A 12,312-nucleotide genomic window follows, 5' to 3' on the forward strand; every position below is an offset into this window, starting at 1 on the left:
AAAACCTTTGATTTCTACAGCTAACATCACGATGCAGTTCGGCGCCAAGCCGCTCTTCGAAAACGTTTCGGTCAAATTCGGCGCGGGCAACCGCTACGGCCTGATCGGCGCCAACGGTTGCGGCAAGTCGACCTTCATGAAAATCCTCGGCGGCGACCTCGATCCGTCCGGCGGTCAGGTCATGCTCGAGCCGAACGTGCGTCTGGGTAAATTGCGCCAGGACCAGTTCGCCTACGAAGAATTCACCGTGATCGATACCGTGATCATGGGTCACGAAGAGCTGTGGAAGGTCAAGGCCGAGCGCGATCGCATCTACTCGCTGGCGGAAATGAGCGAAGAAGACGGCATGGCCGTGGCCGAGCTGGAAACCGAGTTCGCCGAGATGGACGGCTACACCGCCGAATCCCGCGCCGGTGAACTGCTGCTGGGTCTGGGTATTCCGCTGGAACAGCATTTCGGCCCGATGAGCGAAGTCTCGCCAGGCTGGAAACTGCGCGTATTGCTGGCGCAGGCGCTGTTCTCCGATCCGGAAGTGCTGTTGCTCGACGAACCGACCAACCACCTGGACATCAACACCATTCGCTGGCTGGAAAACGTTCTGACCCAGCGTAACAGCCTGATGATCATCATCTCTCACGACCGTCACTTCCTGAACAGCGTGTGCACGCACATGGCTGACCTGGATTACGGCGAGCTGCGCCTGTTCCCGGGCAACTACGACGAGTACATGACCGTGGCGACCCAGTCCCGCGAGCAACTGCTGTCGGACAACGCCAAGAAGAAAGCGCAGATTTCCGAGCTGCAATCGTTTGTCAGCCGCTTCTCGGCCAACGCCTCGAAAGCCAAACAGGCGACTTCCCGCGCCAAGGCAATCGACAAGATCCAGCTGGCCGAGGTCAAGCCTTCCAGCCGCGTCAGCCCGTTCATCCGCTTCGAGCAGAACAAAAAGCTGCACCGCCAGGCGGTCATGGTCGAAAAAATGGCCAAAGGCTTCGATGGCAAGCCACTGTTCAAAGACTTCAGCTTCCAGGTTGAAGCGGGCGAGCGCGTAGCGATCATCGGCCCGAACGGTATCGGCAAAACCACCCTGCTGCGTACCTTGGTCAACGAACTGACCCCGGATGCCGGTAGCGTCAAGTGGACCGACGCCGCGGAGCTGGGCTACTACGCTCAGGATCACGCGCACGACTTCGAAGACGATGTCACGCTGTTCGACTGGATGGGTCAGTGGACGCAGGGCGAGCAGATGATTCGCGGCACTCTGGGCCGCATGCTGTTCTCCAACGACGAGATTCTCAAGTCGGTCAAAGTGATTTCCGGTGGTGAGCAAGGCCGCATGCTGTTCGGCAAGCTGATCCTGCAAAAGCCGAACGTGCTGATCATGGACGAACCGACCAACCACCTGGACATGGAATCGATCGAGGCACTGAACCTGGCGCTGGAAAACTACCCGGGCACGCTGATCTTTGTCAGCCACGACCGTGAGTTCGTATCGTCCCTGGCGACGCGCATCATCGAGCTGAGCGCCAACGGCGTGACTGACTTCAGCGGCACTTACGATGACTACCTGCGTAGTCAGGGTGTGGTGTTCTAAATTGTTTCAGTTTTGAAGAAAGCCCTGTCCATGTGACGGGGCTTTTTACATTTCAGAGGCCTGAAGATCAAAAGATCGCAGCCTTCGGCAGCTCCTACCTGGTCAGCTTGTGATCTGTGCAGGAGCTGCCGGAGGCTCGTGCTGCGATCGGACGATCGTTTTAATAGTTAGCCTGCTTCCTTTTATTTCAACGCCCAGCCATGATGCCCACTCTCCCACCGCCGCCCGCGAACGAGTCCACATGTCTGCGAAGCAACAGCCTCCGCAAAGCTCCCTGGCGATCACCCTGCAGATCGTCTCCATCGTGTTCTACACCTTTGTCGCCTTCCTGTGCATCGGCCTGCCGATCGCGGTGCTGCCCGGTTATGTGCATGAGCAGCTGGGTTTCAGCGCCATTATTACGGGGCTGGTGATCGGCTCGCAGTATCTGGCTACCCTGCTCAGTCGGCCGATGGCCGGGCGCATGTCGGATACGCTGGGCACTAAACGGGCGATTGTCTATGGCTTGTGCGGGATTGTCCTGAGCGGGCTACTGACGCTGATTTCGACGCTGTTGCAGGATTTTCCTTTGCCGAGCCTGATCATTCTGATCTTCGGTCGACTGCTACTCGGCGTCGCACAGGGCTTGATCGGGGTCGGTACCATCAGTTGGTGCATGGGCCAGGTCGGCGTCGAACACACAGCGAGGTCGATCGGCTGGAACGGCATCGCCTCTTACGGCGCGATTGCCATTGGCGCGCCACTGGGCGTGGTGATGGTCGCCGACTACGGCTTTGCCAGCCTGGGTATCGCCTTGTCGATATTGGCCGCGGGCGCCCTGGTGTTGATCCGCAATAAGCCTTCGGTGCCGGTGGTGCGCGGCGAACGGCTGCCTTTTTGGGCGGTGTTCGGGCGGATTGCACCGTATGGGGCCAGTTTGAGTCTGGCGTCGATCGGTTACGGCACGCTGACCACCTTCATCACCCTTTATTACCTCAACCGAGGCTGGAGCGGCGCGGCGTATTGCCTGACGGTGTTCGGCGTGTGTTTCATCGTGTCGCGGCTGCTGTTCATTTCGGCGATCAGCCGTTTTGGCGGCTTCAATTCGGCGATCGCCTGCATGAGCATCGAGACCGTCGGCCTGGTGTTGTTGTGGCTGGCGCCCTCTACCGCGTTCGCCCTTATTGGCGCGGGACTGGCCGGGGTTGGCTTGTCGCTGGTGTATCCGGCGCTGGGGGTCGAGGCGATCAAGCAGGTGCCCAGTTCCAGCCGTGGCTCGGGATTGGGGGCTTATGCGGTGTTCTTTGATCTGGCGCTGGCGATTGCCGGGCCGTTGATGGGCGCAGTGGCGTTGAATCTGGGGTATGCGTGGATTTTCTTCAGCGCGGCGCTGTTGTCGGTGATCGGGCTGGGGTTGACCTTGCTGCTCAAGCGCCGGGCGATGAGTTGAAAAACCAGATCAAAAGATCGCAGCCTTCGGCAGCTCCTACACTCGATTTTTGTAGGAGCTGCCGAAGGCTGCGATCTTTTGATCTTTGATCTTTATTGATCCGCGGTCTGCATCCCCGCCCGGCTCGGCTTGCCCAGCGTGCGCGAGAAGAACTGCCCGGCCTCGGAGATCAGGTTGCGGTGAATGTCTTCGCGATCCACGCCGTCGGCGTCGGTGCACAACGCCGGCATGGCGCGGATCTGCTCTTCGTTGCACGGCGCCATGAATACGAAGTGCCCTGCCCCGGCCAATAACTTGAAGTCCGGCGCGGTCGGCAGTTTGCGCGCCAGAGCCGCGGCGTTTTTGTCGAAGGCCACCAGTTTGTCGCCATCGCCGCTGTACAGCAGCACCGGCACATGCACGTCCGCCAGGGTGCTACGGCCGAATTTCAGGCTCAGCGGTGCCATCAGCAGCAAGGCATGCACGCGCGAATCGGCCACTGGCTGCAAATCATCGCGATCGACGATCAGCTCACCCTGAGTGTTGCAGGCATCATGGTCGTCCGGACGTTCCTGGCAATAACGACGCAGACGATCCAGATCCGGCTGCGCGCCGGAGAGAATCAACGCGGTTTCGCCACCGGCCGAATAACCAATGACCCCGACCTGATCAGCGTTGACGAAAGGCGAGAGCATCGGGTCGCCGAGGGTGGCGGTGATCGCTTCGGAAATCTGGATCGGCCGCCCATACAGATTGCTCAGAGTGCCGAGGCGGCTGTGGTCTTTGGAGTTGTCGCCCGGATGAATCACCGCGACCACCACAAAGCCCTTGCGTGCCAGTGAGGTAGCGAGGTCATGCAGTGCCAGCGGCGTGCCGGTGTTGCCGTGGGACAACATCAGCATCGGAAAACGACCGATGGCAACCTTGGTGTCGGCGCCGGCCTCGACGGTGTAACCCTCAAGCAGGCTGCTGTGTTCGCGGTCGCTGGAAGGATAGAAGGCGATGGCGCGCATCGGTTGCAGATCCAGCGGATCGAGGAATGTCATTTCGTGGTAACCGACACTCCAGACAGGGTGTCGCCCGGGCGCGGCATGCACTGAACCGAGGCTGCCGAGCAGGCAAATCAGTAACGTTGCACAAAGACGCATCATGGGATGGCCCACCCTGTGTTACTCAATCGAAAGATCCTTTGTGTTCCGACACGCCCGAAACCCGGTGGTTCGGTAATCCGGCGCGGCGTTGCACTCAGACGTTGATCGTTTGACTGCATAACCCGGGCCAGATTATGCAACAGTCAGAAACAAAAAACTCCGCATCTGGCCCTTGCAGAACCAGAATACAGAGTTTTTTGAGGCGCTACCTGAACGGCAGCTGGTCTTTACGCAATGCTTACGCGGCGGCGAACAACTGCTCGCTGATCTTCGCCTGAGCAGCGCTCATCGCGTTGTTGCGCACTTCATCACCGTAGGCCAGACCTTCGGCACGGACGATTTCAATGTCGGTGATGCCGAGGAAGCCCAGTACCAGCTTCAGATATTCTTCGTGAGCGATGCCGCTCGCCTGACCGGCATGGATGCCGCCGGAGGTGGAGACGATCACCACTTTCTTGCCACCGCACAGGCCTTCAGGGCCGGCTTCGGTGTAGCGGAAAGTCTGGCCGGCAACAGCGACGCGGTCGATCCAGGCCTTGAGCTGGGTCGGTACGGTGAAGTTGTACATCGGCGCGGCAATGACGATGGCGTCGGCAGCGATGAATTCGGCCAGGGTCGAGGCGCTCAGTTCAGCTTCGTGCTGTTGTGCGGCGTCGCGCAGTTCAGCGGTGGTACCGGCAGCCACCAGGGTAGTCGACGAGAAATGGCTGATGGCGTCGGCGGCCAGGTCGCGGTAGGTGACCACGGCGGTTGGCTCGGCAGCTTGCCAGGCTTTGACAACTTGGCTGCTCAACTGACGGGAAGCGGAGTTGTCGCCCAGAATGCTCGAATCGATGTGCAGCAGTTTCATGTGGAATCTCCTGGAAAGAATCGCCGGCGGCGACGGAATGGAGACAATCCTACGGAAGAAACCAATAGCTGATTAGCCGCCGACAATGCGATAGTTCGTCCCACTGATAGAACGGTGGACTTTTCATGCAGGATCTCAATGATCTCTACTATTTCGCCAAGGTGGTCGAGGCCGGTGGCTTCGCGGCGGCCGGGCGTTTGCTGGGCATTCCCAAGTCTCGCCTGTCACGACGCATTGCCGAACTCGAAGAGCGCCTCGGCGCCCGTCTGCTGCAACGCACCACCCGCCAGTTGAACCTGACCGCTGTTGGCGAGCGCTACCTGCGCCACTGTCAGGCGATGTTGCTGGAAGCGGAGATGGCCGACGAAGCGGTCGCCAGCATGTCCAGCGAGCCGCGTGGCCGCTTGCGGGTGTCCTGCCCCACTGGTCTGGCGCGGGAAATGTTGCCATGGGTGATCAGTGAATTCCTCGGCAAATTCCCTCAGGTGCAACTGGAGGTCGTGCTGCTCAATCGCCGGGTGGATCTGGTCGCCGAAGGCTTCGACGTGGCCTTGCGTGTACGCGAGTTGGGCGATGAAGATCCGTTGCTGGTCACCCGCCGTCTGCGCCAGGCACAAATGGTCGTGGTGGCCAGCCCGGCTTTTGTCGAGGGCAAGACCATCACCCACCCGCTGGATCTGAAGCATCTGCCGGTGCTCGGCGCGCTGGAGGCCGATCGCATGGTGCATGTGCGCTTGCTGGACGAGCAAGGCAACAGCGTCGAACTGAACATGGAGGCGCGGCTAGGCATCGATGATTTCATCGTGCGCAAGGCCTGTGTGCTGGCCGGTCAGGGTTTTACCCTGCTGCCGATGATGTATTGCGAAGCGGACCTTGAGAGCGGCGCGCTGGTGCAACTGTTGCCCGAGTGGTCGTTGCCCGGCGGGTGGTTGCAGGCGGTGTACCCGCATCGGCGCGGGGTGATGCCGGCGGTGCGGGCATGGATCGATCATCTGGTCGAATCGTTCAATGCGTGTGGGGAGCGGTTGTTATGAAACAGGGAAAGATGAACGAAGCGGATGTCGCCGCCTTCTGCCTCGCCTTGCCGGGTGCGCGGGAGGATTACAAATGGGGCGGCGTGCGGGTGTTCTCGATTGCCGGCAACAAGATGTTTGCCTTGCAAGGGCTGCGCGGGGATTCATTGGCGTTCAAGGTCGACAAGGATCTGTTTCTCGGCCATTGCGACCGCCCGGGTATTCACCCGGCACCTTATCTGGCACGGGCGCAGTGGATCATCATGCACCCGCCCTACCCGCTGGGCGCGGAGGAACTGCAGGGATTGCTGACGCGTTCGCATCAATTGGTGGTGGGCAAGTTGCCGAAGAAGACCCAAATCGGATTACTGCTCTAAACCCGATCCCTGTAGGAGCTGCCGCAGGCTGCGATCTTTTGACTTGGATCTTGTAAAAGCAAGATCAAAAGATCGTCCGAACGCGGCCCGAGCCTGCGGCAGCTCCTACAGGGGATTTGTGGTGATTCAGAACAGTGACAGCAGGTTCGAACCAAGAAACAACTGGTCGATCCAGAACACCTGATGCAGCGCCACAATCACCCAGAACAGAATCTGAAACGACACCTTGCGCGTCTTGTGCCGGAACACCTGTTGGGCGATCAGCGCGCCGGGCCAGCCGCCGGCCAGTTCCAGCGCATGCAGGATGTTTTCCGGCGTGCGCCACGTATCGGCGCGGGCCTTGCGCTTGTCTGCCCAGTACATGAAAAACGCCAGCACGCTGACCACGCCATAAGCGGTCAACGGCACCAGCGAAATGCCGCGCAGCCACATCGACAGCGAGCCGAACAGCGGCAGCGCGCAGACGATCAGCAGCACCACCAGTTTCAATTTCAGATGCTGAATGCCGCCACCGGACGGGCGTCCATCCGGGCGGCGCGCGCGGGAATCACTCATGGTTTCGCCGCCGACCAATCCACCCAGCCGAACTGCCAGGTCGCCAGAATCACCAGACCGAAAACGATCCGGTACCAGGCGAATGCCGCGTAACTGTGGCTGGCAATGAACTTGAGCAGACCGCGCACGGCGATCATGGCGAAGATGAACGCGGTGATGAAGCCGATGGCGAACACCGGAAAGTCTGCCGGCACGAACAGATGGCGATACTTGTAACCGGAGTACACCGCCGCACCGACCATGGTCGGCATCGCCAGGAAGAACGAGAATTCGGTCGCAGTCTTGCGCGACAGGCCGAACAGCAGGCCGCCGATGATCGTCGAGCCGGAACGCGAGGTGCCGGGGATCATCGCCAGACACTGGGCGAAACCGACTTTCAGCGCGTCCTTCCAGGTGATCTCGTCCACGGTTTCGGCGTGCACTTCATGTTGCCGACGCTCGGCCCACAGCATGATCACACCGCCCACCACCAGCGCGGTCGCGACGGTGATCGGATTGAATAGGTATTGGTGAATCAGGTCGGCAAAAATCACCCCCAGCACCACTGCCGGCAGAAACGCGATCAGCAGGTTGGCGGTAAAACGCCGCGCACTCGGCTGCGTCGGCAAGCCGATCACCACGTCGAGAATCTTGCGGCGAAACTCCCAGACCACCGCGAGGATCGCGCCGAGCTGAATAATGATGTTGAACGCCATGGCCCGTTCGCCGCCGAAGTCGAGCAAGTCGGCAACAATGATCTGGTGTCCGGTACTGGAAATGGGCAAAAACTCCGTCAGCCCCTCTACAACTCCAAGAATCAGTGCCTGCAAGGCGGTCCAAAGATCCATCAGTCCCCCAAAGAGCGATACACGGTGGCATGCCCCGATAATATTTTTTACGTTCACTGCGATCAGCGTAGCTGTTTGTTGCTGTACCGATTCCGCGCACACAGCATCCACACGAAACGGTCAAAATTCCGTGAAATATCAATTTGGATTCAGGTTTTCACGCGCGGGGCCGAAATCCTAACAGACAAGCCTTAATAGTGCTGCGGCGTTATTCGACTTGGGTCGCGTATGCCTGACCACCCAAACGTGGTTGGATGCTGGCGTTGATTTATTACAAGAAAAAGAAATCGGAGTGACAGCGTTATGAACAGCTTGCGCAGTGTGTCGATCAGCCGACGCTTGTGGCTCATTTTGATTGTGGCCGTGGTCATGTTGTTGACCTTGGGCGTGTTGATGCTCAAGCAGATCCACGATGACCTGTACCACGCCAAGGCGCAGAAAACCCAGCATGTGGTGCAGACCGCCAGCGGCCTGCTGACTTATTACCACGACCTGGAAACCGCCGGCACCCTCTCCCGCGACGCCGCGCAGAAACAGGCGCTGACCGCGATTCGCGGCCTGCGCTACGACCAGAGCGATTACTTTTGGATCAACGACCTGACCCCGGTGATGGTCATGCACCCGACCAACCCCAAACTCGAAGGCCAGAACCTCTCGGCGATCCGCGATCCGGACGGTTTCGCAGTGTTCAACGAGATGGTCGCGATCGCCAAAAGCAAAGGCGCCGGCATGGTCGATTACCGCTGGCCCAAGCCCGGCGCCAGCGAACCGGTGGCGAAAACTTCCTACGTAAAACTGTTCGAGCCGTGGGGCTGGGTGCTCGGTTCGGGCGTTTACGTCGATGATGTGCAGAGCGAGTTCCGGGGGCAGTTGATCAAGGCTTCGGTGATTGGTTTGGTGATCGCCGTGATCATGGCCTTGCTGGTGATTTTGATTGCCCGCAGCATCGTCCGTCCGTTGCAGGAAACCGTGAACGCCATGGCCAACATCGCCAGCGGCGAGAGCGACCTGACCCGCAGCCTCGACACCCACGGCCAGGACGAAGTCACGCAACTGGCGCATCACTTCAACGCCTTCACCGCCAAGTTGCGCCGGGTCATCGGTGACTTGCAGGTTTCGGCCAGTGCGCTCGGCCAGTCGTCCAGTGAACTGGGTAACGACGCGACCCAGGCCCAGCAGCGCAGCCAGCAGCAATCGCAGCAGATGGAACTGGTCGCGACCGCGATCAACGAAGTGACCTATGGCGTGCAGGATGTGGCAAAGAACGCCGAACACGCTGCCGCTGAAATGCGCGATGCCGAAGCTCAGGCGCAGCAGGGTCAGATCAACATCGACGGCAGCCTGCAACAGATCGACAAATTGTCCGCAACCATTGACCAGGCGGTTGAGGTGATTCGCACCCTGGCAGCCGAAAGCACGCAGATCGGCAGTGTGCTTGAGGTGATCCGCTCGATTGCCGAGCAAACCAATCTGCTGGCACTCAACGCGGCCATCGAAGCGGCCCGCGCCGGTGAACAGGGCCGGGGCTTTGCGGTGGTGGCCGATGAAGTGCGGTTGCTGGCGCAGCGCACGCAAAAGTCGACCGCGGAAATTCAAAGCATGATCGAACGCCTGCAGAATCATTCCGAAGCAGCGGTGAAAGTCATTGGCGACAGCAGCAAGGCCTCGCAACTGACCATCGAACAGGCGGGATTGGCCGGCGCCAGCCTGAATGCCATCGGCCAAGCGCTGCGCAATCTCAATGGCCTGAACGCCTCGATTGCCAGCGCCACACTGCAACAGGCGCATGTGGTCGAGGACATCAATCAGAACGTCACGCAGGCGGCCGGCCTGTCTCACAGCACGGCGCTGGCGGCGGAGCAGTCGAGTGTGGCGAGCATAAAGCTTGGACAGTTGAGCGAGCAGTTGAACCAGTTGCTGCGCCAGTTCCGCGTCTGACCCCGTTCCCCCTGTAGGAGTGAGCCTGCTCGCGATAGCGTCGTATCAGTCAACCACAGAGCGGCTGACCCACCGCCATCGCGAGCAGGCTCACTCCTACAGGTTTTTCGGTACAATCCGCTCCCTCGTCAATTCCCCCAAGGAACCCCCATGTCCGGGCTTGAACTGTTTGCCGCCGCCCTCGGTGTGATCGCCGTCTGGCTGACGGTCAAACAGAATCCGTGGTGCTGGCCGATCGGCCTGGTCATGGTGTTGCTGTACAGCTGGATTTTCTATGACGTGAAGCTGTACTCGGACATGTTGCTGCAAGTGATTTACGCCGCGCTGCAAGTCTACGGCTGGTGGCAATGGACCCGCGCCGGGACGATGCATGACGGCCGTGAAGTCACGCGCCTGGATCAGCGCTCGATACTGCTCGGCCTGAGCGTAGGCGCCCTCGGCAGCCTGCTGCTGGGTGCGGCCATGGCGCACTGGACCGACGCGGCGCAGCCGTGGCTCGATGCCGCGCTGACGGCATTCAGCCTGGTTGCGCAATTGTGGATGGCGCAGAAACGTCTGCAATGCTGGGCGCTGTGGTTCGTGCTGGATGTGATTTTCGTCGGCCTGTTCCTGTACAAGGGTCTGTACCTCACCGCCGCGCTGTATGCCCTGTTCACCCTGATTGCTGTGCAAGGCTGGCGCGAATGGCGTGCCGATCCGGCGCTGCAGCGATGAAGGTGGTTGTCCTCACCGGCCCGGAATCCACCGGCAAGAGCTGGCTGGCTGCAGGCCTCCAGGAGCGCTTCGGCGGCCTGCGGGTGGACGAATACGTGCGCTGGTTCATCGAGCAGAATCCACGCGACACCTGCCTCAATGACATCCCCGCTATCGCCCGTGGGCAGTTGCAGTGGGAAGATCAGGCTCGGGCGCAGCAACCGCAATTGCTGATTCTCGATACCCATTTGCTGAGCAACATCCTCTGGAGCCAGACTCTGTTTGGCGCCTGCCCGGCATGGCTGGAACCCGAGCTGCTGGCCCGGCATTACGACTTGCACCTGCTGTTGTCGCCGGAGCAGATCGACTGGACCGACGACGGCCAGCGCTGCCAGCCGCAACTCAGCGAACGCATGGCGTTCTTTCAGGCCACCCGCGATTGGCTTGAACAGCACGGGCAACCGTTGCAGATCATTCAGGGCGATTGGGATGAACGTCGCTCTCTGGCTTTCGAAGCCGTGGCGCGTTTGATGGCTGATTGACCTGGCAAGCAGCTACTTTCGGGCCCCAAGTGTCCATTCCTGAAACACCCACTCCCGCGCAAAGCAGCCGTTTAAATGGCCTTCATCATTCTGTCAGGGTATCTGTTACGCCGGTGAAACACCCCGGCGCAAACCGTTGTTCCAGAGCTTTGCACCGCCCCTGCCCACGCCGCGGTCGGCACGACTGTTTCAGCGCTGAAACAGGTTATGTATCAACGTTGCGTGCCTCAGCGCCAACCCGTTGAAAACAATAGACAACTCAAAAGCGGCACAGCTTTCGCTCTCTCCTTCCCAACGCTGACAAGAGCCAGCCCACTGAAGAAGGAATTGCCGCCGTGGGGAATATCAATAAAGGCCTGACCTGCCTTCTGCTGATTGGATCAGCCGCCAGCACATTCATCAGTTTCAACGTTCAGGCCGAAGGCAATGGCGTGATCGTTCTCAACCGCGACGTCCAGCCCATTGCAATCGGGCGCAGCGGTGGCAAAGACCCGTATCCAACCACGGTCAACGCCAACCCTTCCGATCGAATTAATCAAGCGATGACCAGCACCGAACTCAGTGACGGCGACTTTGCCAGTGTCGCCAGCGGCGCTTCGATCCGCAGCAACATGATCACGCCGAACTCGGACATGCCCGGCATGAACGTGCTGACCAACCCCAACGGCCTGCCTGGCATGAGTGCCGGTCACGGCGGCGGCGGTGGCGGCACGATCTCCAACACGATCAACCGCTCGCTGAGCACCGGTCTGGCGCCGCTGACTCGCATGGCTGGAGGTCAATGAGATGAATCGTTCCCTTCTGCTGCTTGCCCTCTTCAGCTGTGCCAGCGTCATGGCCGATCCAAGTTCCGTGAACAACGCAGACATCCAGGATACCGGTGTGCAGTACCGCGGCAACTTCAACGTCAACCAGGCCGCCGGCGACCAGATGCAACAGACCAACACCAAAGCGATCGCCATAGGCACCAATGCCAGTGCCACCACCATCGTCAGGCAAAAGCTGGATACCCCTGCCAACCCGTCGATGAACGCCAGCGCCACCATTGGCGGCACCTCTTTCAGTAATGGCAACGGGATCCTGGGCGTGAACCAGGGCGCCGGTGCCAACAACCAGATGGCCAACGTGACGCGCGTCAGCATCAGTGCTGCCCCGCAAAGCGTTGACGACAGCGCCCTGTCGCAACAGAACGTGGCGCTTTTACCGAGCTCAGGAGCAACTGGCACCTCACCCGGCAGTCGCCAGGTCACCACAAGTGATCAGGCCTTCACCGGCAGCCGAGGGGTGATTCAGGTGAACCAGAGTGCCGGGGTGGGGAACCGTATGGCTAACACCCTGAGCATCCGGGTCGCTGACTGACCCAA

13 protein-coding genes are annotated in these 12,312 nt (G+C 60.1%); 9 read left to right on the plus strand and 4 right to left on the minus strand.

Annotated features, from left to right (window positions below; all coding sequences use genetic code 11):
• The first annotated feature begins 7 nt into the window (after positions 1-7).
• On the plus strand, positions 8-1,594 hold the full coding sequence (locus tag JN524_RS02130; RefSeq protein WP_027612713.1) for an ABC-F family ATPase: 1,587 nt from the start codon (positions 8-10) through the stop codon (positions 1,592-1,594).
• Between the two features lie 241 nt (positions 1,595-1,835).
• Entirely contained in the window at positions 1,836-3,023 is a 1,188-nt protein-coding gene (locus tag JN524_RS02135) for an MFS transporter (RefSeq protein WP_202368310.1), read from the plus strand.
• Positions 3,024-3,115: 92 nt separating this feature from the next.
• On the opposite strand, the gene JN524_RS02140 is transcribed toward JN524_RS02135, so the two are convergent.
• Together JN524_RS02140 and JN524_RS02145 are read right to left on the minus strand one after the other, a co-directional pair.
• Positions 3,116-4,153: an alpha/beta hydrolase family protein gene (locus JN524_RS02140; RefSeq protein ID WP_027612711.1), complete on the minus strand. Its 1,038-nt coding sequence runs from the start codon at positions 4,151-4,153 to the stop codon at positions 3,116-3,118.
• A 238-nt stretch (positions 4,154-4,391) separates the two neighbouring features.
• Positions 4,392-5,003, minus strand: a complete 612-nt coding sequence (locus JN524_RS02145) for an FMN-dependent NADH-azoreductase (protein ID WP_027612710.1) — start codon at positions 5,001-5,003, stop codon at positions 4,392-4,394.
• Positions 5,004-5,128: 125 nt separating this feature from the next.
• Between JN524_RS02145 and JN524_RS02150 the strand changes: the two genes are divergently transcribed.
• Both JN524_RS02150 and JN524_RS02155 read left to right on the plus strand, forming a co-directional pair.
• A complete protein-coding gene (locus JN524_RS02150) occupies positions 5,129-6,037 on the plus strand; it encodes a LysR substrate-binding domain-containing protein (protein WP_202368311.1) in 909 nt (302 codons plus the stop codon).
• Positions 6,034-6,393, plus strand: a complete 360-nt coding sequence (locus JN524_RS02155) for an MmcQ/YjbR family DNA-binding protein (protein WP_139053898.1) — start codon at positions 6,034-6,036, stop codon at positions 6,391-6,393. Before JN524_RS02150 ends, JN524_RS02155 begins: the two co-directional genes overlap by 4 nt.
• A gap of 126 nt (positions 6,394-6,519) precedes the next feature.
• On the opposite strand, the gene JN524_RS02160 is transcribed toward JN524_RS02155, so the two are convergent.
• Together JN524_RS02160 and JN524_RS02165 are read right to left on the minus strand one after the other, a co-directional pair.
• Positions 6,520-6,948 carry a DUF1294 domain-containing protein gene (locus JN524_RS02160; RefSeq protein WP_202368312.1) on the minus strand — a complete coding sequence of 143 codons (429 nt, stop codon included), beginning with the start codon at positions 6,946-6,948 and terminating at the stop codon, positions 6,520-6,522.
• The gene (locus JN524_RS02165) at positions 6,945-7,775 is read right to left on the minus strand and encodes an undecaprenyl-diphosphate phosphatase (protein ID WP_027612707.1); all 831 of its coding nucleotides are present in this window, start codon (positions 7,773-7,775) and stop codon (positions 6,945-6,947) included. Before JN524_RS02165 ends, JN524_RS02160 begins: the two co-directional genes overlap by 4 nt.
• Positions 7,776-8,078: 303 nt before the next feature.
• On the opposite strand from JN524_RS02165, the gene JN524_RS02170 reads away from it, so the two are divergent.
• The 5 genes from JN524_RS02170 to JN524_RS02190 all read left to right on the plus strand — a co-directional run bounded on the left by JN524_RS02170 (position 8,079) and on the right by JN524_RS02190 (position 12,307).
• Positions 8,079-9,713, plus strand: a complete 1,635-nt coding sequence (locus tag JN524_RS02170; protein WP_202368313.1) for a methyl-accepting chemotaxis protein — start codon at positions 8,079-8,081, stop codon at positions 9,711-9,713.
• Between the two features lie 150 nt (positions 9,714-9,863).
• The gene (pnuC, locus tag JN524_RS02175) at positions 9,864-10,427 is read left to right on the plus strand and encodes a nicotinamide riboside transporter PnuC (RefSeq protein WP_098964140.1); all 564 of its coding nucleotides are present in this window, start codon (positions 9,864-9,866) and stop codon (positions 10,425-10,427) included.
• Positions 10,424-10,948 carry an AAA family ATPase gene (locus tag JN524_RS02180; RefSeq protein ID WP_202368314.1) on the plus strand — a complete coding sequence of 175 codons (525 nt, stop codon included), beginning with the start codon at positions 10,424-10,426 and terminating at the stop codon, positions 10,946-10,948. The genes pnuC and JN524_RS02180 overlap by 4 nt, the downstream gene beginning before the upstream one ends.
• Positions 10,949-11,283: 335 nt before the next feature.
• Positions 11,284-11,733 (plus strand): hypothetical protein, encoded by a 450-nt coding sequence (locus JN524_RS02185; RefSeq protein WP_139053894.1) that lies wholly within the window; start codon positions 11,284-11,286, stop codon positions 11,731-11,733.
• A gap of 1 nt (position 11,734) precedes the next feature.
• Entirely contained in the window at positions 11,735-12,307 is a 573-nt protein-coding gene (locus JN524_RS02190) for an adhesin (protein WP_098964143.1), read from the plus strand.
• The last annotated feature ends 5 nt before the right edge of the window (positions 12,308-12,312 follow it).

The sequence above is a fragment of the Pseudomonas sp. MWU318 genome (assembly GCF_016756945.1).
Taxonomy (GTDB): Bacteria; Pseudomonadota; Gammaproteobacteria; order Pseudomonadales; family Pseudomonadaceae; genus Aquipseudomonas; species Aquipseudomonas putida_A.